The 23812-nt window shown below is 70.2% G+C and carries 20 protein-coding genes and 1 pseudogene; 11 read left to right on the top strand and 10 right to left on the bottom strand.

The features are described from left to right. A partial coding sequence (locus tag HY68_RS45790) for an MFS transporter (protein ID WP_042000488.1) occupies positions 1-552 on the top strand: 552 nt, incomplete at its 5' end. Positions 553-580: 28 nt separating this feature from the next. Here HY68_RS45790 and HY68_RS32480 read toward each other — a convergent pair. From HY68_RS32480 to HY68_RS32470, 3 genes are all read right to left on the bottom strand, one after another. Then, positions 581-3304, bottom strand: a complete 2724-nt coding sequence (locus tag HY68_RS32480; protein WP_157874475.1) for a glycoside hydrolase family 95-like protein — start codon at positions 3302-3304, stop codon at positions 581-583. A 238-nt stretch (positions 3305-3542) separates the two neighbouring features. Beyond that, entirely contained in the window at positions 3543-4643 is a 1101-nt protein-coding gene (locus tag HY68_RS32475) for a DUF475 domain-containing protein (RefSeq protein WP_041998578.1), read from the bottom strand. Positions 4644-4694: 51 nt separating this feature from the next. Beyond that, the gene (locus HY68_RS32470) at positions 4695-5528 is read right to left on the bottom strand and encodes an aldo/keto reductase (protein WP_041998576.1); all 834 of its coding nucleotides are present in this window, start codon (positions 5526-5528) and stop codon (positions 4695-4697) included. A 249-nt stretch (positions 5529-5777) separates the two neighbouring features. Between HY68_RS32470 and HY68_RS32465 the strand changes: the two are divergent. Further along, positions 5778-5960, top strand: a pseudogene (locus tag HY68_RS32465) (ABC transporter ATP-binding protein); the annotation flags it as partial. A 63-nt stretch (positions 5961-6023) separates the two neighbouring features. After that, a complete protein-coding gene (gene sthA / locus HY68_RS32460; RefSeq protein WP_041998573.1) occupies positions 6024-7427 on the top strand; it encodes a Si-specific NAD(P)(+) transhydrogenase in 1404 nt (467 codons plus the stop codon). Between the two features lie 37 nt (positions 7428-7464). On the opposite strand, the gene HY68_RS32455 is transcribed toward sthA, so the two are convergent. The 3 genes from HY68_RS32455 to HY68_RS32445 form a co-directional block, all read right to left on the bottom strand. Beyond that, positions 7465-8466, bottom strand: a complete 1002-nt coding sequence (locus HY68_RS32455; protein ID WP_347560670.1) for a serine hydrolase — start codon at positions 8464-8466, stop codon at positions 7465-7467. A 69-nt stretch (positions 8467-8535) separates the two neighbouring features. Next, the gene (locus HY68_RS32450; RefSeq protein ID WP_041998571.1) at positions 8536-9837 is read right to left on the bottom strand and encodes an FAD-binding protein; all 1302 of its coding nucleotides are present in this window, start codon (positions 9835-9837) and stop codon (positions 8536-8538) included. 60 nt (positions 9838-9897) lie between these two features. Continuing rightward, entirely contained in the window at positions 9898-10506 is a 609-nt protein-coding gene (locus HY68_RS32445; protein WP_041998568.1) for an NUDIX domain-containing protein, read from the bottom strand. Positions 10507-10738: 232 nt separating this feature from the next. Here HY68_RS32445 and HY68_RS32440 point away from each other — a divergent pair, with 232 nt between their 5' ends. Further along, complete coding sequence (locus HY68_RS32440; RefSeq protein ID WP_041998565.1) at positions 10739-11758, top strand: chitinase; 1020 nt, start codon at positions 10739-10741, stop codon at positions 11756-11758. Between the two features lie 28 nt (positions 11759-11786). After that, a complete protein-coding gene (locus tag HY68_RS32435) occupies positions 11787-13616 on the top strand; it encodes a coagulation factor 5/8 type domain-containing protein (RefSeq protein WP_241778834.1) in 1830 nt (609 codons plus the stop codon). Positions 13617-13662: 46 nt separating this feature from the next. Here HY68_RS32435 and HY68_RS32430 read toward each other — a convergent pair whose 3' ends face one another. Next, positions 13663-14463 (bottom strand): SAM-dependent methyltransferase, encoded by an 801-nt coding sequence (locus tag HY68_RS32430; protein ID WP_041998562.1) that lies wholly within the window; start codon positions 14461-14463, stop codon positions 13663-13665. Between the two features lie 90 nt (positions 14464-14553). On the opposite strand from HY68_RS32430, the gene HY68_RS32425 reads away from it, so the two are divergent. Both HY68_RS32425 and HY68_RS32420 read left to right on the top strand, forming a co-directional pair. Next, the gene (locus tag HY68_RS32425) at positions 14554-15348 is read left to right on the top strand and encodes a sulfite exporter TauE/SafE family protein (protein ID WP_042000475.1); all 795 of its coding nucleotides are present in this window, start codon (positions 14554-14556) and stop codon (positions 15346-15348) included. 191 nt (positions 15349-15539) lie between these two features. After that, positions 15540-16262 (top strand): VOC family protein, encoded by a 723-nt coding sequence (locus HY68_RS32420; protein WP_042000471.1) that lies wholly within the window; start codon positions 15540-15542, stop codon positions 16260-16262. Between the two features lie 146 nt (positions 16263-16408). On the opposite strand, the gene HY68_RS32415 is transcribed toward HY68_RS32420, so the two are convergent. Next, entirely contained in the window at positions 16409-16855 is a 447-nt protein-coding gene (locus HY68_RS32415) for a hypothetical protein (protein WP_041998559.1), read from the bottom strand. 158 nt (positions 16856-17013) lie between these two features. Here HY68_RS32415 and HY68_RS32410 point away from each other — a divergent pair, with 158 nt between their 5' ends. Then, positions 17014-17883 carry an NAD(P)-dependent oxidoreductase gene (locus tag HY68_RS32410; RefSeq protein ID WP_041998557.1) on the top strand — a complete coding sequence of 290 codons (870 nt, stop codon included), beginning with the start codon at positions 17014-17016 and terminating at the stop codon, positions 17881-17883. Positions 17884-17913: 30 nt separating this feature from the next. Here HY68_RS32410 and HY68_RS32405 read toward each other — a convergent pair whose 3' ends face one another. Next, entirely contained in the window at positions 17914-18201 is a 288-nt protein-coding gene (locus HY68_RS32405) for a UBP-type zinc finger domain-containing protein (RefSeq protein ID WP_041998554.1), read from the bottom strand. A 259-nt stretch (positions 18202-18460) separates the two neighbouring features. Here HY68_RS32405 and HY68_RS32400 point away from each other — a divergent pair, with 259 nt between their 5' ends. From HY68_RS32400 to HY68_RS32390, 3 genes are all read left to right on the top strand, one after another. After that, positions 18461-19387, top strand: a complete 927-nt coding sequence (locus tag HY68_RS32400) for a hypothetical protein (RefSeq protein WP_052457372.1) — start codon at positions 18461-18463, stop codon at positions 19385-19387. A 268-nt stretch (positions 19388-19655) separates the two neighbouring features. After that, a complete protein-coding gene (locus tag HY68_RS32395; protein ID WP_041998551.1) occupies positions 19656-22601 on the top strand; it encodes a tetratricopeptide repeat protein in 2946 nt (981 codons plus the stop codon). A 112-nt stretch (positions 22602-22713) separates the two neighbouring features. Continuing rightward, entirely contained in the window at positions 22714-23265 is a 552-nt protein-coding gene (locus tag HY68_RS32390) for a sigma-70 family RNA polymerase sigma factor (protein WP_198533467.1), read from the top strand. Between the two features lie 7 nt (positions 23266-23272). Here the strand turns inward: HY68_RS32390 and HY68_RS32385 are convergent. Then, positions 23273-23812, bottom strand: a 540-nt coding sequence (locus HY68_RS32385) for a hypothetical protein (protein WP_041998548.1), incomplete at its 5' end; no start/stop codon positions are given.

The following is a 23812-nucleotide window of genomic DNA, read 5'->3' as shown; positions in this document are numbered from 1 at the left end:
GGCTACGCGCCGTTCCCCATGCACCTCGGGACCCATCAGCTGGGTTACGTGTTCACCGGGTGGGGCGTGCTGGTGGCGGTCTTCGCGGTCTTCGGCGCGCCCCGGCTCCAGGCGCGGCTGGGCATCGCCAGGGCGCTCTACCTCAATCTCGCGCTGTTCGCCGTCGACATCGCGGTCATCGCCGCCTTCACCGATTCGCGGACCACGCTGATCGTCGCCGTGATCGTCTCCGGCGCCTTCATCGGCATCAACAACACCATCACCACCCAGGCCGTGATGACGGTCGCCCCGGTGGAGCGTCCCGTCGCCTCGGCGGCCTACGGCTTCGTCCGCTTCATCGGCGGCGGTCTCGCGCCGTACGCCGCGGGCAAGCTGGCCGAGCACTACACCGTGCACGTGCCGTTCTGGCTGGGCTCAGGGGCCGTGCTGGTGGCGATCGGTGTGCTGGCGACGGGTCACTCGCTGCTGGCCGACGCCGAACGCACCCAACAGGCGGAGGTCCGGCCCCCGGCGGAACACACCGGGGACCGGACCGTGGCGCAGGGCGGCTGAGCCCGGCGCGCTCCGCGGGACCGAACGGTCAGGGAGTGATACGGAAGGCGTCGATCATGCCGACCGACGTGCTCTTGTTGACCACCTTGATCGTGTGCGAGCCGCCGGCCAGACCGGACTTCTGCCAGACGACCTGCTGCGCCTGTCTCGCCCCTGAGACGTACAGATCGACCGTGGACTGCAGCGCGTTGTCGAGATAGACGTCGACCTTGCCCATGTCGCCGTTGCGCTCGGACAGGTACTGGATGCCCGTGCCGGTGAAGGTGTACTGGGCCGTCGCACCCACCACCGTGCTGTGGTGGGTGTCGTCGTTGTAGTCGCCGTAGCCACGGGCGCTGGTGCTGTACCAGTTGCTGTCGTAGGTCACCGCCGAGTCGTTGACCATCGGGTTGGCCGTCTTGCCGATGCCCAGCGTCGAGTTGGTGCCGGCCAGGGTCTTGGCGTCCTGGTTGGCGGTCCCGGTCAGCGTGGTCGCCGAGTAGCCGCTGAGCGGCTTGGCCGTGCGCTCCACGACGTACACGGTGTTCGCCGCCGTGGTGAGCTTGAACTCGGGGTCGCTCGTGGTCAGTACGGTCGAGTTGTCCGACGCCTTGCGGACCCGGACCTGCTGGTTGCCCCACGGGTTCACGATCGTGGTGCTGTTGCCGTACTGGCTCTTGAGCCCGACGTACTTGACCTCGCCGGCCTCACGCTCGGACGACACGGTGAAGCCGCCGCTCGCCTGGAGGGTGAACTTGCCGACGAAGCTCGAATCGGACGGCACGGCGGGGAAGACCCTGATCTTCCCGTTGTACGACTGGAGCAGCGACTCGTTCATCGCCGACAGATGCACACCGAAGTACTCGAACACACCGTTGGTGTTGTCGGTCAGACCGTTGGGGTAGGTCTGGTACTTCTTCAGCATCGTCTTCATGCCGTCGAACGTCTGGTTCCCGAGCCCCAGCCGGGCCGCCTGGACCGCGTCGTTCGCCCACACGTTGCCGTACGGGAAGGGCCGGGCGTTCCAGGTGTTGACGGCCTTCTGCTGGTCCGGGTAGCCGATCCCGGTGATGTTGTACGGCCAGATCAGCTCGGACGCGACGTTCTCGTTGTTCCGCGTCTGGGCGATCGGCGGGGTGTGCGGCAGATAGGTGTTCGCGTCCGAGGGGTAGGCGATCAGGTTGTCCAGGACCTTCTGCCACTGCGGGACGAGCGACGCGTCCTGGCCGAGGTCCTTCGCCGTCTGGATGGCGATCGGGAACAGGCTGCGCACGGCGGCCAGGTCGGTGATCGCGTTGGGCACGTTCCAGTACGTCTCGTGCGAGTTGGACGACGCGACGTAGTACTTGCCCGAGCTGTCGACCGACAGCATCTGCGTGTAGAACTTCGCGACCTCGCGCATGAACGGATAGGCCGTGTTGCGCAGGTAGTTGCTGTCGTTGGTGTACTTGTACTGCTGGTACATGTTGAACGCGGCCTCGTAGCCGGTCGACCAGATGTTCTTGGTGTAGTCACTGCCGACGGTGCCGCGCGCGTTGCCGTCCCAGCCCATGGTCTCCGGGACCCAGATGCCGTCGACGTTGTACCGGGTCTTGGTGTACGCCTTGAGCGTGTTGAAGTTCCGGCTGTACAGGTTGTTGAAGGTGTTCATCACGTCGGCGTGGTTGGACGCGAGGAACGAGTTGTAGACGTCCCGTTGGTTCCAGTACCAGTACGCGTTGCTCCACTTGGTGTTGTCGCCGGTGGCTCTGAAGTCACCGTTGATGAAGTGGAACGGGTAGTTGGCGAACCCGCCTGCGGCGATCATGTACGTGCCGAGGTAGTAGGCGTTCTCCATGTAGTCGGCGTCGCCGGTCGCGTTGGAGTACTGCACGAACGACTTCTGCCAGAACGAGTGCCACCAGTTCTGATAGCTCGTCAGGGTCGAGGCGTATCCGGTGCTCTTCACCGAACTCAGCGCGCTCTTGGCCGCGTTGACCGAGTTGTGGTCCGACGCGTTCAGCCGGGTGCTGGTGGTGAACCAGATGGTGTAGCTGCTCGACGGCGTGATCGTCAGCCGCACGGTCTTGGAGTCGACGACCTTCGTGGTGAACGGCGCGCCTTCGACGGTCGCGGCGAGCGTGTAGCCGAAGTTGTTCGGGTCGGCCTGCCCCCTGCTGATTCCGGCGCCGGTCGAGTCGGCGTAGGTGGACACGTTCTTCCAGGTGTCCAGGTTGGGGACGTCACCGCTGTTGCCGAGCTGGCCCAGGTCCCACAGGCTCAGGTCGAGCGAGACGCTGGAGACGCCGCCGCGGGTGTCGTCGACATGGACACCCATCACCTCGGAGTTCGGCTTCCCCATCACCGTGACGGTGCGGTTGCTGTCGTACTTGGTGGTGAGGGTGCCGTTGTACATCGACAGACGCTGCTGGAACGTGCTGTAGCCGGTGTCCATCGCGGGTGTGGTGTTGAGCTTGACGAGCCCCGCGCCGAACGCCGTCTGCTCCGACGCGTCGACGCCGGACACCTGCATCTTCAGACCGTTGTCGTTCCAAGCCATCGCACCGGTCTTGCCGTTACCCACCGTCAGACCGTAGTCGGGGTCGGTGTTGGGCCGGTTGTAGACGATGTCGTGCTTGGACAGGTACTTCGCGTAGTCGACGTTGAGCCCGCCCGTCGCCGAGTTGAAAGCGGCGTCGGTGGAGGAGGCGGACGCCGCCGGTATGCCGGCGAGGCCGCCGACCATACAGGCGGCGGCTATGGCGAGGGCGAAGAGTCGAGTGGGTCTTTTCATCGTATGTGTGTCACTCCCACGAGCGGCGATGGGCGGGGGGCGGCTGATCCGAAAGCGCGGGTGAGGTGCGGAACCTGCCGAAGCGGGTCACCGGTCCCGACCGGTAACCCGCGCGAAACAGCCATGTGACAGGTTCACAACACGCAGTGAACATCGGAGGTCTGGCGCCGTCAAGAGAAAACGCACCAGTAATTACCGGGCCACCGCCCGCATTGATCGGATCTTCCGCCTGTGATCTTCAGACGGACTGCAGTTTGTTCCGCCGGACCGACGAGAGGAACGACCACCCGATCAGCACGACCCCGACGAGCCCGGTGATCAGTTCGCTGATCTCGTACTGGATGGTGACGAGGAGGATCACGGCGAGGGCGCCGATCGCGTAGTGCGCGCCGTGCTCCAGATAGACGTAGTCGTCCAGGGTCCCCTGCCGCACGAGGTAGACCGTGAGCGACCTGACGTACAGGGCGCCGATACCGAGACCGAGGGCCATCAGCACGATGTCGTTGGTGATGGCGAAAGCGCCGATGACTCCGTCGAAGGAGAACGACGCGTCCAGCACCTCCAGGTAGAGGAACATGAAGAACGCGGCCTTGCCGGTGAGACCGGCCCCCGAGACGGCCGGGTCGCCCTGTTCGGCACCGCGCGTCTCACGCTCCGCCTCCGCGCGTTCCTCGTCCTCCTCCAGCCGGTTCTCGAAGAACGTGGAGAGCCCGCCGACGATCAGATACGCGACGAGGCCCGCCACTCCCGCCGTCAGGACCGTGCCCGACTTGTCGGCGTGGTGGCCGCCGTGCTGATGGGCGTGGGTGGCCACCGTCAGCGCCGCGATCAGCAGCACGATCAGCGCGACGCAGACCGAGAGCATCTCGATCCTGCCGAGCTTCGCCAGCGGGCGCTCCAGCCACGCCTGCCACTTGATGTCCCGCTCCTCGAAGATGAAGCTGAGGAAGATCATCAGCAGGAACATCCCGCCGAAGGCGGCGATCGACGGATGGGCGTCGGTCACCAGCTGTTCGTAGCGGTCCTTGTCGTTGAACGCGAGCCGTACCGCCTCGACAGGATTGATCCTGGCCGTGATGGTGACGATCACGATGGGGAAGGCGAGCCGCATGCCGAAGACGGCGATCAGCACGCCGACGGTGAGGAAGATCCGCTGCCAGAAGGCATTCATCTTCTTCAGGATTCCGGCGTTGATCACCGCGTTGTCGAAGGACAGCGACACTTCGAGTACGGCCAGGATCGCCACGACCCCGAGCCCCGCCCAGCCGTCGTAGAGGACCCCGGCCGCCAGGCCGAGCAGGCTGATGAGGAACGCCCATCGGAAAGTCTTCAGAACCACTGACTGCCCTATCTGCTCGGAACGGCGGCCGTCCGCCCAACCTAGTTGACCTCAGGGGGTGGCGTTCATCCGGTCGGGGTCGAATCCGGTCCGCTCGTCCCTGTTCAGTGCGGTGATCTCGGCGATGTCGCCCTCGGTCAGCTCGAAGTCGAACAGGTCGAAGTTCTCCTTCACCCGCTTGGCGGTCACCGACTTCGGGAAGACGATGTCGCCGCGCTGCAGATGCCAGCGCAGCGTCACCTGCGCCGCCGACTTGCCGACCCGCTCGGCGATGCCGGTGATCGTGGGGTCGTCCAGGACCAGCCCCTGCGCGATGGGCGACCAGGCCTCGGTGGCGATCTCGTGCTCGGCGTTGAAGGCGCGCACGTCGTCCTGTGTCAGGTACGGGTGTACCTCGATCTGGTTGACCGCGGGCACGATGACGCTGTCGCTGAGCAGCCTGCGCAGGTGGTGCGGCTTGAAGTTGGAGACGCCGACGGCCTTCACCCGGCCCGAGCGGTACATCTCCTCCATGGCGTGCCAGGTCTCCACGAAGTCACCGACGGCGGGCATCGGCCAGTGGATCAGGAACAGGTCCAGATAGTCGATGTCCAGGTCTTCGAGGGTCTTGTCGAACGCGCCCAGCGCGTCGTCGTGGGCGTGGTAGGGGTTGTTGAGCTTGCTGGTGACGAAGAGGTCGGCGCGGTCGAGACCGGATCCGCGGACCGCCTTGCCGACCTCTTTCTCGTTGCCGTACATCTCGGCCGTGTCGATGTGCCGGTAGCCGGTCTCCAGGGCGGACAGCACGGCCGCCTCGGTCTCCTTCGGCGGGATCTGGAAGGTGCCGAAGCCGAGCTGCGGGATCTCGACGCCGTTGTTCAGCGTGATGGTGGGAACTGTTGGCACGTTGATGCCTCCGTCTGTCTGCCCCCGGTGATTGTCAGAAGATCGCCTCCCCGGTGCGGGCGAGGGGAAACGCATCGGGGGCCGAGGCCACCTGGACGGCTGACAAGCCGAAACACCGAGGTCAGCCGGGATCGCCGGGCGTGTCGCCGGACAGGTGTGCCGCGCGGCCGACTGCTGCTGATCCTGACCGGGGTGTGCCTGGTGGGCCGTGGCCGTTATCCGCACCAGGGGTGGTTCAGGCGCTGGACGATCGCCATGAAGGACGGCGCGATCGTCGCCGAGGGCCCGCCTGCCGAGGTGGTCAGCGAGGACGCGGTACGGAAGATCTTCGGCATGGACTGCCGGGTCGTGACCGACGAGGTGTCCGGGACGCCGCTGGTCCTGCCCGTCGGACGCCGCCACGCGGACCCCGGGGCCGCGCTCCGGTCGTAGCCGGGCGCGGGGCAGCCGGACCCGCTCTTCCGGGAAACCTCCGCGAATGCCAGACTCCTGTGCGTGCGCGACTTCGACATGCTTGTCATCGGATCAGGCCCGGGCGGCCAGAAGGCCGCCATCGCAGCGACAAAGCTCGGCCGCAGAGTCGCGATCGTCGACCGGACCGACATGGTCGGCGGCGTCTCCATACACACCGGCACCATCCCGTCCAAGACGCTGCGCGAGGCGGTGCTGTATCTCACCGGCCTCACCCAGCGGGACCTGTACGGGCAGAGCTACCGGCTCAAGGAAGAAATCACCGTCGCGGATCTGACGGCCCGTACGGATCATGTGATCAGCCGCGAGGTCGATGTGATCCGCAGCCAGCTCGCCAGGAACCAGGTCACCCTGCTGCCGGGCACCGGGCGGTTCATGGACGAGCACACCGTCGCCGTGCGGGACGGGGGCGGCGAGGACCGGCTGGTGACCGCCGAGCACATCGTCATCGCCACCGGCACCCGGCCCGCGCGCCCGGCGAGCGTCGAGTTCGACGAGCGCACGGTCATGGACTCCGACAGCGTCCTCAACATGGACCGGGTCCCCCGGTCCATGGTCATCGTGGGTGCCGGGGTCATCGGCATCGAGTACGCCAGCATGTTCGCCGCCCTCGGCAGCAAGATCACCGTGGTCGAGCAGCGGGACTCGATGCTGGACTTCTGCGACGCCGAGGTGGTCGAGGCGCTCAAGTACGGGCTGCGGGACCTGGCGGTGACGTTCCGCTTCGGTGAGACCGTCGCCGCGGTCGAGCGGCACGAGCAGGGCACGCTGACCGTCCTGGAGAGCGGCAAGAAGATAGCCGCCGACGCGGTGATGTACTCGGCGGGCCGGCAGGGGCTCACCGACGAACTCGACCTGGACAAGGCCGGTCTCACCGCCGACAAGCGCGGCCGGATCAGCGTGGACGAGCACTACCGCACGTCCGTGCCGCATATCTACGCGGTCGGCGACGTCATCGGCTTTCCCGCGCTGGCCGCGACCTCGATGGAGCAGGGCAGGGCCGCCGCGTACCACGCCTGCGACGAGCCGGTGAACCCGATGCACCTGCTCCAGCCGATCGGCATCTACACCATTCCGGAGATCAGCTTCATCGGGAAGACCGAGGACCAGCTGACCGACGAGCGGGTGCCGTTCGAGGTGGGGGTCTCCCGCTACCGGGAGCTGGCGCGCGGGCAGATCATCGGGGACGCGCACGGCATGCTGAAGCTGCTCGTGTCGCCGGAGGACCGGCGGCTGCTCGGGGTGCACTGCTTCGGCTCCGGTGCCACGGAGCTGGTCCACATCGGGCAGGCCGTGATGGGCAACGGCGGCACGGTCGACTATCTGGTGGACGCGGTGTTCAACTACCCGACGCTCGCCGAGTCGTACAAGGTCGCCGCGCTCGACGTGACGAACAAGATCCGGCAGACCGACCTGATGGGACGCTGAGCGAACGGGGCGCCGGGCGCGGGCGTTCCGTCCGGGCTCAGTCCGCGCTCTTCAGACCGAGCGCCGTGACGGCTGCCCTGGCCGCCTTCTCGACCACCTCGATCCCTGCCTGCTGGCTGGTGTGTCCCTTCGACAGCACCGCCAGCAGGCAGGGGTGGCCGTCCACGGTCACCCGGCCGATGCTGTTGATGTCCCACAGCCCGGTCGCACTCCTCGGCAGCCAGCCGTTCTTGAGTCCGTCGGTGTGGCCCGCCGCCGAGACCCCCCAGTCCTGCCCCGGTGATATCTCCCCCATCAGCCCGCGCAGATACGCCTTCGACGCCTTGTCCAGCGCCGGATGGTCGCCGAACACGGCCGACAACAGGGTGAGCTGGTCCTTGGCCGTCGTCCGGGTGAGGCCCCACAGCCCGGCGGCCCCGGCCTCCGTTTCGGTGAGCCCCAGCCGGCGGTTGGCCGCTTCGAGCCCTGCGGCGCCGCCGATGATCTGCCACAGCGCGTCGGTCGAGTCGTTGTCGCTGACCCGGATCATCGCGCTCGCGTACGTCTTCTCCTGGGCCGTGAGCCGGCGCTTGTGGTCCTGTGCCCGCAGCAGCAGGGCGGCGAGGACGTCGACCTTGACGATGCTCGCCGTGTCGTAGGTCCTGCCCGCCCGTACGCCGTACCGCGCGGTGCGCCCGTCGCTCATGTCGAGTACGGCGACCGAGACGGAGGCGGAGGTTCCGGCGTCGATCGGCTCCATCAGATCGGCCAGCACCTTCCGCGGGTCCTTCGCCGGCTTGGCCACGGCGGTCCGCTTCGGGGCGGGTTTCGGAGCCGGGCCGGGCTTCGGGGACGGTGCCGGTATCCCGGGCGGCAGCACCCTGGGCAGCGGTCCGGTGGGCCCGGGGGTGACGGGGAACGCCAGCGGGGTCAGCGGGGCGCTCGGCCGCGGCGTGGGCGGCACCGCGCCACTGGCCGGTGACTGGCCACCGTCCACCGCCGCCCAGACGACCACGAACAGGGCGACGGCGGCGGAGGTGTACAGCGTCGAACGGGGCATGTCCGAGACAGTAGAAACACAAACTGTGTCTCGGCTATAGCCAAAGTGAAAGCTATGTGACAAATAGCGTCACGCCGGGCCCCCGGGGAAGAATCGCGTGATCAGGTCGTTGCGGAACGTGCCCTGCGGGTCGTACGCGCTCGTCAGCGCCTCGAAGTCCGCGTAGCGCTCGTACAGCTCCCGCAGCCGCTCGGGCCCGGTCGTGAACAGCTTTCCCCAGTGCGGCCGGACGCCGAAGGGTGCCAGCGCCTCCTCGATGGCGGTCAGCACCGGCGTCACCGCCGCCGTGTCCGGCACCCAGGTGAAGTGGAAGACCACCGAGTCACGGCCGTGGGCGGGGCTCAGCCACAGCCCGTCGGCCGCCACCGTGCGGATCTCACCGATCTGCAGCACCGGGGCGATCTCCGGCGCGATCCGGGCCAGCGCGTCGAAGGCGGCGAGGCCGTCCTCGCGCGCGACGAAGTACTCGCTCTGCAGCTCGTCGCCGTTGCTCGGGGTGAACTCCGGCTTGAAGTGCGGCAGCCGCTCGTGCCAGGGGCCCGCGACCCCGCCCTGGACCGTGCAGGTCACCGGGTCCATCCCGGGCACCGGATGGCGCTGCCCCTCGGCGAGGACGGCGCCGAGCCAGGCGCGGGGCGCCGGCTGCTCCTGGTCACCCTCGTGCTGCTTCAGCCACACCTGCTCTATCAGCTCGGTCCGCCAGCGGGTGAAGAGGCTGACGCTGTACGCGGCGGACAGGACGTCCTCGAAGTTCTTCCGGAGCGCGGCGTACGACAGCCCCTCGTACACCCACTGCCGGACGTCGTAGCGCGGGACCAGGTCGAGGGTCATCCGGGTCACGACGCCGAGGGAGCCGAGCGCGACGACGGCGCCCGCGAAGTCCTCGTCGTCGCGGTCGAGGGTGCGCAGCGAGCCGTCGGCCGTGACCATCTCCAGGGCGCGTACGGCGGTGGCCAGTGAGCCGTTGCCGATACCGGAGCCGTGGGTTCCGGTGGCACAGGCGCCGGCGACCGAGATGTGCGGGAGCGAGCCGAGGTTGTGCAGCGCGAGACCTGCCTCGTGCACGGCGCCGGTGAACTCGGCGAACCGCATGCCGCCGCCGACGGTGACCGTCCGCGCCGCCGTGTCGATGTCGATGCTCTTGGGCAGCGCCGCTACGGAGACGAGATCGCCCGTGGTGTCGGCGATCGCGTTGAACGAGTGGCCGCTGCCGAGCGCCCGTACCTGGGCGCTGCTCGCGACGATGTCCCGCAACTGCTCCACCGACGTGGGCGCGTGTACCCGGGCCGCGTTGAAGGCGATGTTGCGGGCCCAGTTGGTCACCGCCGGCGCCGCCTGGGCGGATTCGGACCCTTCTGGCGTGTGGCGCACGGCGTTCTCCCTCGCTGCGTTCGGACCGGGTTCACTCACCCGGAACTCTTGCATGCCAGGTCAGAGGCGCGTCGCCGGGCCCCCCGCCGGAGCAGGCCCGCCCTGGTCGAGCAGGCGCGCCACGCGCCGCAGCGCCTCGCGGACATTGGCCTCCGCCGCGATCTCCAGAGCCTCGGCGACGGTGAGCCAGCGCAGCGGCGCCTCGGGGTTCTCCGGGCGTGCGGCGTCCGGTGCGTCGGTGGCGAACACGAAGCGCAGGTCGGCGTGTTCGTGGGCGGGCTCGCCGCGTCCCGCAGCGACCGGGACGATCACCACCTGGAGGAGGGAAGCGTCGGGCCAGGGTTTCAGATCGCCCAGCCCGGTCTCCTCGACGGCCTCGCGCAGCGCGATCGACGCCGGGTCGCTCTCGCCCGGGTCGCCGTGGCCGCCGACCTGGAGCCAGGACCGCTGGCGCGGGTGCCGGCGCAGCAGGACCCGGCCGGTGGGCGGGTGGACGATCAGCGCGGACGCCGTCGTGTGCAGCGGGGTCGAGCGCAGCCACGGATCCCCGCCGCCAGCTGCCAGTTCCCGCACCCGCCGGGCGTCCGCCGCCTCTGCGGGACCGGCCGGTTCGTACCGGGAGAGCACGTCGACGACCGGGCCGCCGACGGTGTTCCGTGCGCTGTCCATGGAGGGACATTACGAAGGCGCGGGCTGCTGGGTCCAACGATTTTGTTCAAGAGATGAATGCGTGCTGTCGGCATCCAACCCCTTGACGCCCCTTGGGCCCACGAGTTAACTCAAGCCTTGAATTAATCATGGAGCAGGGCCTGTTGAGCGATCAACGCGTTCATGTTCTGGCGCGTGACGCCCGCACGGCCCGCTTCACACCTTCCCTCCCCCACATTGGAAGGCCCCCCACATGAGTTCAGCACGCCATGGCACATCCGTGAACCGGCGGTCGCTCCGCAGGTCGGCCGTCGCCGTCTGTGCCGCGGTCGTCGCGTCCGGCGCCACCTTCGCCGTCAACGCCTACGCCGCCCCCGAGGACGCCGCGCCCGCCGCGGCGCCGCAAGCCGTCGCCCCGTATCTGTACAACGGCTGGGGCAACCCGCCGGACCCGACCGAGGTCATGAACACCACCGGCGTCCGCTGGTTCACCATGGCGTTCGTCCTCGACAGCGGCGGCTGCGACCCGCGGTGGGACGGCAGCAGGCCGCTCGACGGCGGCGTCGACCAGCAGACGATCGACACGGTGCGCGGCGCGGGCGGCGATGTCGTCCCCTCGTTCGGCGGTGCCAACGGCGACAAGCTGGAGCAGAGTTGCGCGGACGCGTCCGCACTGGCCGGCGCGTACCAGAAGGTGATCGACGCCTACGGCTTGAAGGCGATCGACATCGACATCGAGGGTGACGCGTACAACGACCCGGCCACGCAGCAGAAGACCATCGACGCGCTGAAGCAGGTCAAGGCGGACAACGCCGGTCTGATCACCTATGTGACCTTCCCCAGCGACCAGTCGGGCCCCGACGACAGCATGATCGGGCGGGCGGCCGACTCCGGACTCGAGGTGGACGGCTGGACGATCATGCCGTTCGACTTCGGCGGCGCGGGACAGAACATGGCCGACCTCACCGAACAGGCCACCGACGGGCTCAAGGACACGGTCAAGAACGCCTACGGGTACAGCGACGAGGAGGCGTACGCGCACAGCGGGCTGTCCTCGATGAACGGCATCACCGACGTCGACGAGACGGTGACCACGGACGACTTCACCGCCATCACCGCGTACGCCCAGCAGCACCACCTCGCCCGGCTCTCCTTCTGGTCGGTCAACCGCGACCGGCCGTGCCCCGGTGACTACCCCAACGACGACACCTGCTCCGGAGTGGACCAGGACCCCTGGCAGTTCACCAGCATCATCGCCGGGTTCACCGGCTGACGGCGCGGGACACCGGAGAGGAGAGCACATGAACAGCGAACCACGCACCGGCCGCCGCTTCCTGCGGCGCGGCCGCGTACTGCCCGTGGCGGCGGCCGTCGTCCTGCTGGCGTCGGGCGCCTTCGCCGCGCAGTCGGCCATGGCGGGCCAGGACCCGCAGGACACCGGGGCACCGGCGTCCACGAAGATCGGCAAGGCGTTCGCCGACCCGTCGGCCGACGCACCCGATCTCGGCCCGAACGTCGACGTGTTCGACCCGTCGACGCCGACCGCCGACATCCAGGGCCGGCTCGACGAGGTCTTCCAGCAGCAGGAGACCAACCAGTTCGGCGAGGAGCGGCACGCCGAACTGTTCAAGCCGGGCTCGTACGACGTCGACGCGAACGTCGGCTTCTACACGCAGGTGGCGGGGCTCGGGCTTTCGCCGGACGACGTGAACATCAACGGGGCCGTGCACGCGGAGGCCGACTGGTTCCCGCCGCAGAACGCCACGCAGAACTTCTGGCGTGACGCGGAGAACCTGTCCGTCACCCCCACCGGCGGCACCGACCGCTGGGCCGTCTCCCAGGCCGCCCCCTACCGCCGTATGCACGTGCGGGGCAATCTCGCCCTGGACGACGGCGGCTGGGCCAGCGGCGGCTTCATGGCCGACTCGAAGGTCGACGGCCAGGTCAAGTCCGGCACCCAGCAGCAGTGGCTGTCCCGTAACGACGAGATCGGCAGCTGGAACGGCTCCAACTGGAACATGGTCTTCGTCGGGGTGAGGAACGCGCCTGCCACGGGCTTCCCCAATCCGCCCTACACGACGGTCGACCAGGCGCCGGTCTCCCGCGAGAAGCCGTTCCTGTACATCGACGATGCGGGCGCCTACCAGGTGTTCGTACCCGCGCTGCGCAAGAACGCCTCGGGGACGACCTGGTCGGGCGGTGACCCGGCGGGCGAGTCCCTGCCGATCGACGACTTCTACATCGCCAAGCCGGGTGCGACGGCGGCCGACATGAACGCCGCGCTCGCCGCCGGCAAGAACCTGCTCGTCACGCCCGGGGTGTACCACCTGGACCAGACGCTGAAGGTGACGGACCCCGACACCGTCGTGCTCGGTATGGGCCTCGCGACCCTGACCCCGGACGACGGGATCTCCGCGATGTCGGTCGCCGACGTGGACGGGGTGAAGATCGCCGGTCTGCTCATCGACGCGGGCACCACCAACTCACCGACGCTGATGGAGGTCGGCGCGGACGGTTCGAGCGCGAGTCACGCCGACAACCCGACGTCGCTGAGCGATGTGTTCTTCCGCGTCGGCGGCGCCCATGTCGGCAAGGCGGCGAAGAGCCTGGTCGTCAACAGCTCGGACGTCATCGGCGACCATCTGTGGATCTGGCGCGCCGACCACGGGGACGGGGTCGGCTGGGACCAGAACACGGCGGCGAACGGGCTGATCGTCAACGGTGACGACGTCACGATGTACGGGCTGTTCGTCGAGCACTACCAGGAGTACCAGACCATCTGGAACGGCAACGGCGGCAGGACGTACTTCTACCAGAACGAGATGCCCTACGACCCGCCGAGTCAGGACGCCTGGATGAGCGGGGACACCAAGGGCTACGCCGCGTACAAGGTGGCCGACGGCGTCACCGACCACGAGGCGTGGGGGCTCGGCAGTTACTGCAACTTCACGGCCGACAGGTCGGTGGTCGCCGAGCACTCCTTCGAAGTCCCCGACACCCCGGGCGTGAAGTTCCACGACATGGTCACCGTGTCGCTGGGCGGCGCCGGCACCATCAACCACGTGATCAACGGGACCGGCGGACCTTCGAACAGCGGAAGCCAGGTCGCGAACCTGGTGGACTATCCGTAACCACCGCCGAGCGCGGGCGCGTTGAGACCCGGGTCCGGTGGCCGAGCTACCGGACCCGGCTCACGCCGCACCACATGGGGATGTCGTCGGACGGCGTGTCGCCGGGGCCGGGCCGCCACTGGGGCAGGGAGACCACACCGGGCTCCAGCAGTTCCGTACCGGTGAAGAAGCGCGTCACCTCGTCATGGGTACGGGGCGTGGCGGACGCGTCGGCGGCGGCGCGCTCGTTGTACACCCGCATGGAACGGGCCACTTCGGCGGCCGAGATGTCGGCCGCGGGGTGGGAGATCACCAGATGGCTGCCGGCGGGCAGCGCCGCCAGCAGCCGCTCCGTCAGGGCGTACGGGTCGTCGGCGTCCGGGATGTACTGGAGTATCGCCACGAGCATCAGCCCGACCGGACGGCTGAAGTCCAGGGTGCGCCGGGCCTCGCCGAGGATCGTGTCCACATCGCGGGCGTCGGCCTCCACGTAGGCGGTGCGCCCCTCGGCAGTGCCGACCAGCCGCGCCGTGGCGTGCGCCAGGACGATCCGGTCGTTGTCCACGTACACGATCCGGGCGTCGGGGGCGACGGACTGCGCCACCTCGTGGGTGTTGCCCGCCGCCGGTATGCCAGTACCGATGTCGAGGAACTGCCGTATCCCTGCCTGCTCCGTGAGCAGCCGGACGGCCCTGCCGAGGAACGCGCGGTTCGCGCGTACGGCGGGCACGATCCCCGGGTTGGCCGCCGCCGCCAGCTGCGCGGCCTCCTCGTCGGCCGGGTAGTGGTCCCGGCCGCCCAGCCAGGCGTTGTAGACCCGGGCGGGATGTGCCACCCCTGTGTCGATGTTCGTCGGACGTTCCGCCATGTCGTCGGCCCCCCTTGTCGGACAGCGCTGTACCGAGCACGCCGGGTCACAGCCTACGCACCCGTTCGAGGCATAGCATCAGTGATCGACATGGACGGCATAGGTGTGTGGGGTTTCGTCGCGCTCGCGGCAGCGGCGGCGCTGGTCGGTTTCTCCAAGACGGCGGTGAGCGGGGCCAATACGGTCAGTCTCGCGGTCTTCGCCGCCGTGCTGCCGGCCCGCGAGTCGACGGGGGTGCTGCTGCCCGTCCTCATCGTCGGGGATGTGCTGGCCGTGCTGACCTACCGGCGGCACGCGCACTGGCCCACGCTGTGGCGGCTGTTCCCCGCGGTCGCCGCCGGGGTTGTGGTCGGCACGGTGTTCCTGCTGTGGGCGGACGACGCCGCTGTCCGCACCTCGATCGGCGCGATCCTGCTGCTGATGGCGGGCGTCACGCTGTGGCGGCGGCACACGGCGACGCGGGACGCGGCCACCGAAGCGGCCGAATCCTCCGGCGCGGCCGACACCGACGGCGCGGCCGAGCCGTCCAACAGCCGTCTGAAGGCCCGCTCCTACGGAGTGCTGGGCGGCTTCACCACCATGGTCGCGAACGCGGGCGGCCCGGTCATGTCGCTGTATCTGCTCTCCGCCGGCTTCCGGAAGCTGGGCTTCCTCGGCACGTCCGCCTGGTTCTTCCTCATCGTCAACACCACCAAGGTGCCCTTCAGCGTCGGACTCGGACTGATCGACGGACGCTCCCTGCTGCTGGACGTGTTCCTCGCGCTGTTCGTCGTGCCGGGCGCCCTCATCGGCAAGGCCTGCGTCAACCGGATCAATCAACGGGTGTTCGAACGGCTGGTGATCGGGGCGACGATCCTCGGCGGCGTCGAGCTGCTGCTGCGCTGAACAGTCGCCGCGCTGAGGGCCGGGCTGCCGCGCCGGGACCCGGCCGCCCGCAGGGCACCCTGCGCCGCGCGCCGCGCGGCCTGGCAGAGTAAGGGGCAAACAGGCGTCGGACGAAGGCGGAGTGAGCGGTGTTGGAGCGGGACAAGACTGATTCGCAGACAGTGGCCGGGGCGCCGTGCTGGGTGACCCTGTTGTCACGTGAACTCTCCGCCTCCCAGCTCTTCTACGGCGATGTGCTCGGCTGGACGTACCGCGCCGCCGGCCTCGGGGACGACTTCTGCGTGGCGCTCACCGACGGGCTGCCCGTCGCGGGCATCGGCGCGCTCGCCTCGTCGCTCCAGGTCGCCGTCTCCTGGACGCCGTACTTCGCCGTGGCCGACGTGGACGCGGCGGCGGCCCGGATCAGGGAGCGCGGCGCGACCGTGGCCGTGGGCCCGCTCGCCTTCCACACCGGACGCGCTGCGCTCGCCACCGACCCGGACGGCGCGGCCTTCGGTATCTGGGAAGGCGCCGTGCGTTCCGACTGGACGGTGGGCCGCGGCAGCGCCCCCGCCTGGCTGGAGCTGCGCACCCGCGACACGTCGGACGCCGCCCGCTTCTACAGCCAGGTGCTGGGCTGGGCGCCCGAGGGCGAGGGCGACTTCACGCTCGTGCACGAGGACGACAGCGCGGTGCTGCGCCAGCAGGGGCATGTGGTCGCCAAGATCCGTGGCGGCGCGGTCCAGGCGATGCCCGATCCGCAGCTGCGGCCGCGCTGGCACGTCTACTTCCGGGTGCCGGAGGTGGCGGAGTCCGTCGCCGCGGCGACGGCCAGGGGCGGCGTACTCGTCTCCCCCGCCGAGGCGGCGCCCGCGCTGCGGGAGGCGACGCTGCGCGACCCGGACGGCGCGCTGTTCACCGTCACGTCGGCCTGAGCCGACACGCCGTCCGTCCTGAGCGGACGCGCGCACGGGCGAGGGCGACACGCCCGGCCGACGGGCGTCGGCCGGGCCGGGCCGGGCGGCCGCGGATCGTGGGGAGCGGCCGGGCGTGGTGCTTACGTGTCGTGGCGAGCGGCGGGTCAGTGCTCGTCGGGCTCCGGGCGGCCCAGCGCCCAGCCGGCCACGTCGGAGAGCCTGCCGCGCCACACCGGCACCTCCACGTCGGGGCTGACACCGCCCGTCGTCACCGTGACGTTGCGCAGATGGATCCAGCGCGGCAGATGCTGCGACCCGTCGTCGCCGCGCAGTTCGTCGACGGCCTGGTCCACCGTCTCGGGGAACCTGGCGAGCAGGTTCGAGCCGACGCTCCGCACCCGGCGCAGGCTCTGCGCCCAGTCGGCCTTCCACGCCTCGCGTGTGATCAGGTCCCCGTACACCACCCCGCCCGGCACGTTCAGTGTGATCGGCAGCCATGATCTGGGGTCCTCCCCCAGCAGCCTGATCAGGAGCTGGAGCTGGAGGTCGGAGACCGGTTCCGTGATCGTCGGCGTCGAATCCTGCGAAGGCTGCTCGGTGGAGCCGTTCATGCGCACTTCCCTTCCGTCAGGGAACGGCCTGCCCCCGAAACGCGGTAAAAGTCCTCGCCGCGTCCGGCGCGGCGGAGCGGCGGGTGCGGCGCGCCGCCGGGGGATGCTGAGCTGGGCGAGGACGCCACCACGACGACAGCGACGAGAGGCCGGCCGACATGCGTATCTTCCTGGCAGGAGCCACCGGTGTCATCGGTAGCCGGCTGCTGCCGCTGCTGCTCGCCGACGGCCATGACGTCACCGCGCTGACCCGCCGCACCTCGGACGCGGAGGCGCTGCGCTCGAAGGGCGCCGAGGCCGCCGTCGCCGACGTGTACGACGCCGAGGCGATCACCCGTACCGTCAGGAACGCGTCACCCGAGATCGTCATGCACCAGCTGACCGACCTCAGCGGCGGCAGCAGCGAGGCGAACGCCGCGATGCGGAAGATCGGCACCGCCAATCTGGCCAACGCGGCGCTGTCCGCCGGTGCGCGGCGGATGGTGGCGCAGAGCATCGCCTGGGCCTACCAGGGCGGCGAAGGGCCCGCCGACGAGCGGACGCCGTTGGATCTGACGGCGGAGGGGCCGAGGTCGACGACCGTACGGGCGGTGGCGACACTGGAGGAGACGGCCCGGGAGCTGCCCGAGTGGGTGGTGCTGCGGTACGGCGTGCTCTACGGCCCGGGTACCTGGTACGCGCCCGGCGCGCTGATGGCGGAGCAGGCGCTCGCCGGGGAGCTGGTCGCCGACGGTGACGTGAGCAGCTTCCTGCATGTCGACGACGCCGTCGCGGCGGCTGTCGCGGCGCTGGAGTGGCCGTCCGGCGCGGTGAACGTGTGCGACGACGAACCCGCGGCGGGTCATGACTGGATCCCGGCGTTCTGCGCGGCTGTCGGCGCACCGCAGCCGGAGCACGCGACCGGCGCTGGGCCCCGGCACGACTGGGCGCGGGGCGCGAGCAACCGCCATGCCCGGGAGAACCTGGGCTGGACACCACGCCACCGATCCTGGCGGGAGGAGTTCGGCGCGGCCACGGACGGATCCTGACCGGGCGGCGTACCCGGCCGGCGGCCCCGGTCAGCCGGAGCGGACCGGGCCCATGCCCTCGACCTCGAAGACGACCTGGTCCTCGTAACACCACCACCAGCCCTCACCGGGCTCGTAGGAGCGGATGAGCGGATGCCCGGTGGCCTTGTTGTGGGCGGTCGCGTGCTTGTTCTTGGAGGAGTCGCAGCATCCGATGTGCCCGCAGGTCTGGCACTCCCGCAGATGCACCCACGTGTCGCCGAGCGCCACGCAGTCCAGACAGCTGTCCTCGCTGTCGGCCGTCACAGGTTCCACGTCAGCGAGATGGCTGCAGATCATTCCGCCGCTGAGTCCTTCGTCGTGTGCCATGGTGCCGCCCGCCCGTCCCGACCGCGTCGGTCGCTATCGAGTCAGTCAGTACAGTCGCGTCTTCACCGTAAGGCCGGTTCTGCGCCGTCGCCAGCAGAACGCGGCGCTGCGGGGGCCCGGGGCCTTCTTGACAGTCGCCCCATAGCGGAGAACCTTGGACATACGGGGCCTGGCCTTGGCCGGGCGGGGGAATTCGGGGGGCGTCATGGCACGGCACACGTATGCGCGCATGTCCGCACTGGCTCTGGTGTCGGTGTCGCTGGCCGCCTGCGGGTCGGGCGGCGGATCGGGGGGCGGATCTGGCGGCTCGGAGCCTTCGCCGTCCGTCAGCAGCGAGAGCGCGGAGCCGAGCCCGTCACCCACGGTCGACCCGGCCGTCTACCGCAAGGCGCTGACGACGACGCTCGCGCCGGTCGACCGGGCGCTGCGGGCCGTCGACCGGGCGCCCGAGGGCAAGGGTCTTGCGAAGGCCCTGGGCGCCGCCGCCACCGCGGCGACCTCGGCGGCCGATTCGCTGGACACGGTGCCGACGCCCGACGACGCGGCGACCGGGAACAACGATCTCGCCATGGCGCTGCGCGACCTGAGCGGGGACCTCACGGACGCCGCACCGGACAACACGCGCTGCGCGACCTCGCCCCGGGTGGAGCTGGGCGACGGTGCGGGGCCCGGCGCGGTGCGGGAGGCGACGGATACGCTGACCGCTCTCGGCTATCCGGCCCGGCTGAAGCTGCCGCGCATCGAGAAACCGCGCCACCGCCGGCTCGGGAACGGCCGTCTGGTGAAGGACTCCGGCCGCTCCGGACTGGGCAAGCTGACCATCGACAACGGCACGGACAGCGACGCGGTGATCGCCATGACCCGGGGGAAGAAGAGCGTCTTCACGGTGTATGTGCGCAAGCACGACCGGGCGACGGTCCGCAGCGTGTCGAACGGCTCGTACACCGTGTACTTCACCACCGGCACGGACTGGAACGCGGCGAAGAAGTCATTCACGCGTGACTGCAGCTTCCAGAAGTTCGACGACAAGGCGGTCTTCCGCACGAAGCAGGTGAGCGGCGGTACGCAGTACGACGTGCTGACGTTCTCGCTGGCCAAGTCGATCCTGGGCAACGCCACGACCAGCGAGATTCCGGAGGACCAGTTCCCTTCGTAGAAAACTGGCGGGGAGCTCGTCGCAGCCGGGGAACAATCGGCGCGGGCCGGCCGTTGGAGAGAGCGTGGGTGTGGATGGGAAAGTGTCCCCGGGCCCCACATGAAATCGCACATGGGGACGATCGTTCGGCTGAAGCCCCATGGAGCACATCGCCGCGAGGCGACCGCCATCCGCACCCCTCCCCTACGGCCCCGACCGGTCTCCCCCGTCCGGTCGGGGTCTTTTTCGTGCCCGTTCGACGCCCGCGCACCGCTTAGACTCGCGGACTGTGCGCTTCACAGTTTTGGGACCGGTGCGGGCCTGGCGCGGCGAGGCCGAGATCCAGTTGGGGCCGCCCAAACAGCGGGCCCTGCTCGCCCTGCTGCTGGTGCGGACGGGGCAGCCGGTGGCCGTGCACGAGATCGTGGACGTGCTGTGGGGCGAGGACCCGCCGGACAGCGCGGTCAACGTGGTGCACCGGCATGTGGGGGCGCTGCGCCGGCTGCTGGAGCCGGGTCTGCCGAGCAGGTCGGCGTCCCGCCTGCTGGTACGCGGGTCCGGCGGCTACCGGATCGACGTCGGTCCCGACTCGCTCGATCTGCTGCGCTTCCGGGCGCTGCGGGCGGAGGCCGGGGTGCTCGCCGAGAGCGGCGAACCGGCCAAGTCCGCCGGACTCCTCATCGAGGCGCTCGCGCTGTGGCGCGGGCCCGCGGCGGCCGGTACAGCACCGCAGGTGCGCGCCCACCCCGTGTTCGTGGCCGTGGACCGTGAGCATCCCGCCGTCGTCAAGCAGGCGTCCGAGATGGCGCTGGCCGCGGGGGCCGGGCTCACCGAACGGGTGCTCGTCATCCTCAGACAAGCGGCGGCGCACCACGCCCTGGACGAGACTCTGCAGGCCAGGCTGATCCTGGTGCTGGCGGCAACGGGCCACCAGGCGGAGGCACTTGACGTCTATCAGGCGGTCCGCTCGCGGCTCGCCGACGAACTGGGCCTGGACCCGGGGCCCGAACTGCGGGCCGCCCAGCAGCGGGTGCTCCGGCAGAGCCTGTCGGGCCCCGCGGGCGAGGGCCACGCGAACGGCGTACCGGCGGCGCGGAGCGACGACTCCGGGGCCGGGGCCGTCGGCCGGGACAGCGACGAGGCCCCCGCGGTGCGGGCCCCGTATGCCCCGCGCGTGCGACCGGCCCAACTGCCGCCCGATCACCCGGCCTTCACCGGGCGCCGTACCGAACTCGCCCGCTCGCAGGCGCTGCTGCCGCCCGACGGCGCGCAACTCGCCCCCGTGGTGATCAGCACCATCGGCGGCATGGCCGGTGTCGGCAAGACCACGCTCGCCGTGCACTGGGCCCACGCGATCGCCCACCGCTTCCCCGACGGGCAGCTCTACGTCAATCTGCGCGGCTTCCACGCCACCGGGTCGATCATGAGTCCCGCCGACGCGATCCGTACCCTGCTGGACGCGTTCGGCCTGCCGCCGCACCGGATACCCGCCGGGCTTGACGCACAGGTCGCGCTCTACCGCAGTCTGCTCGCCGGGCGCCGGGTGCTGGTCCTGCTGGACAACGCCCGTGACACGGAGCAGGTGCGCCCGCTGCTGCCCGGGGCGCCCGGCTGCCTGGCCATCGTCACCAGCCGTAACCAGCTGCACGGGCTGATCGCCGGCGAGGGCGCGCACCCCGTCGCGCTCGGACTGCCCGACGAGCGGGAGGCGAGGGAGTTCCTGGTCCGCAGGCTGGGGGCCGAGCGGGTGGCCGCCGAGCCGCAGGCCGCGGACGAGATCGTGGCGCTGTGCGGACGGCTGCCACTGGCCCTGGCCATCGCCTGCGCGCGTGCGGCGGTGAACCCGGGGTTCACGCTGGCGTCCGTCGCGGCCGAGCTGCGCGAGAGCCACGGCTCCCTCGCCGCCTTCACCGGCTCCGACCCGGTCACCGACGCCCGCAGCGTCTTCTCCTGGTCGTACCGGACGCTCACTCCGGGGGCCGCGCGGCTGTTCCGGTTGCTGGCGCTGCATCCGGGGCCCGAATGCTCGGTCAACGCGGCGGCGAGTCTGGCCGGCCGGCCCGCCGCCGAGACCAGGGCTCTCCTCGCCGAACTGGTCATGGCCCAGCTGCTGACCGAACACGCGCCGGGCCGGTTCGCCTCCCACGACCTGCTGCGGGCCTACGCCGCCGAACTCGCCGCCCGGCACGACGCGGACGACCGGTGCGGCGAGGCACGCGGCCGGCTGCTCGACCATTATCTGCACAGCGCGCACGCCGCCGACACCCTGCTCGCGCCGCACCGCGAGCGGCTGACGCTCGCCCAGCCCCGCCCGGGCGCCGATCCCGAGCGGTTCCCCGGCCAGCGGGAGGCGCTGGACTGGCTGGAGTCGGAGCGTACGGTGCTGCTCACCGCGGTCGAGCAGGACGCCAGAAGCGAAGGCGGCCCGCACGCCTGGCAGTTGGCGGCCACCCTGGAGCTGTTCCTGGACCGGCACGGCCGCTGGCAGGAGCAACTGGCCATACAGTCGGCGTCGGTGACCTCGGCCCAGCGGCTGGGCGACGTACGCGGACAGGCCCACGCGCACCGCGCCGTCGGATTCGTCAGCGGCCGGCTCGACCGGCCCGAGGCCGCACACGAGCATCTGGCCCGGGCCCTGGAGCTGTTCGGCGAGATCGGCGACCTGTCGGGGCAGGGCCGGGTCCACCGCTATCTGGCCTTCCTCGCCAACCGGGCCGGGCGGCACACGGACGCACTCGACCACTACCGGCAGGCACGTGAGCTCTACCGGGCCACCGGTTGGCGCAGCGGCGAGGCCAGCATCCACAACGAGGTGGGCTGGACGCACATCCTGCTCGGCTCGTACGACGAGGCGCTGACGCAGTGCCGGCTGTCGCTCGCGCTGCACCAGGAGATCGGCGACCGCAACGGCGAGGCCGCCGCCTGGGACAGCCTCGGCTACGCGTACCACCATCTCGGCCGGTACGAGGAGGCGCTCGCCGGTTACGCGCACGCGCTCGACCTGTACCGGGAGATCAGGGACGGCTATCTGGAGGCCGACACCCTCGTCCACATCGGGGACAGCCACGCGGCGGCCGGCGACCCGGACCTGGCCGCCGCCGCCTGGCGGCCGGCGCTGGACATCCTCAACGGCTTCGACCACCCCGACGCCGAGGACATCACGGACAAGCTGCGGCGGCTCGAAGCGAGCGGTGCGGCGGCGGGCCGCGAAGCGGCCGCAGGCCGCGTGTCCTGACGGCAGCGCACAGTTACGGCACTTTTTCGGCACTGGGACCTGCCTAGGCTCACGGCGGACGATGACGCTCCGTATCGCCCGCCCGCGATCCTCCCCCTCAGGAATCCAGAACATGAAGACAGCCGCAGCTCCCGACGCATCGCCGACGGCCCGTCAGGAGGTGCTGCTGCACGGGCTGATGGCCGATCACGCGACGGCGCTCCTCGCCTACACGGAGAAGCTGCTGAGCGACCACCATCTCGCCGAGGACATCGTCCAGGAGACACTGATCCGCGCCTGGTCCCACACCGAACGGCTCTACAGCACGGAGGGTTCGGTACGCGGCTGGCTGCTCACCGTCGCCCGCAACCTCGTCATCGACCGGCTGCGCAGCGCCACGTTCCGGCACGAGACGGTCGGCGCGGACAGCCAGGAGCTGGCGCAGCGGGACCACGCCGACGCGGTGCTGGCGTCCGTCGACTCGATGCGGCTGCTGCGCCACCTGTCCACGGAGCACCGGGAGGTGCTGGCGCACACGTACCTGTGCGGCAGGACCGTGCAGGAGACGGCGCGGATCCTGGGCATCCCGGCGGGGACGGTCAAGTCCCGGCAGCACTACGCGCTGGTCAGTCTGCGCGCACGGGCCAGGGCCCGGCCCGGTGCCCGCGCGGACACCGGGTCCTGACATCACGTCAGGCGGGCACGGTCAGCGTCACACCCAGGACGGGCATGTCGACCGTGCCGTCGGATCCGGCGTACCAGCGCCAGTGTGCCCCGTCCGCCTCACCGCAGACGAGCCCGGTCCAGCCGGCGCCGCCGGGCCCGCAGAGCGCACTGAGTTCGGCCGCCTCCCGCCCGGTCGGTGTGCCGGCCACCACCACAAGTCCCTTGACAGGGCGACGGGTTGCCGTGGCCCGTACGGTGCCGCGCCCGGTGCCTTCCTGCGGCGCCGGCCGGCCCGTGTCGACCTGGTGTGTCCCGGCCAGCTCCGGCGGTACGGGAATGGGCGCCGTACCGTCCGCGCCGCGCAGTACGGTCACGGGCAAACCCGGCCTGGTGCGGGCGAGTTCGGCCAGCAGACCGCGCACCACGTCACGCGCGACCGCGGGGTCACCGGTGACACTGAGGACACCGTCCAGCCGGCTGAGGTCGACGAAGACCGGCGCGCCTTCGCCGTCGGTGCCCACCCGGACCGGGCACGCCGTGACGGCGAGCGGGCCGGGTGCGGCGGC

Origin of the sequence: Streptomyces sp. AcH 505 (genome assembly GCF_000818175.1) — a bacterium.
GTDB lineage: Bacteria > Actinomycetota > Actinomycetes > Streptomycetales > Streptomycetaceae > Streptomyces.
This window is presented reverse-complemented; position numbering and strand designations above follow the sequence as displayed.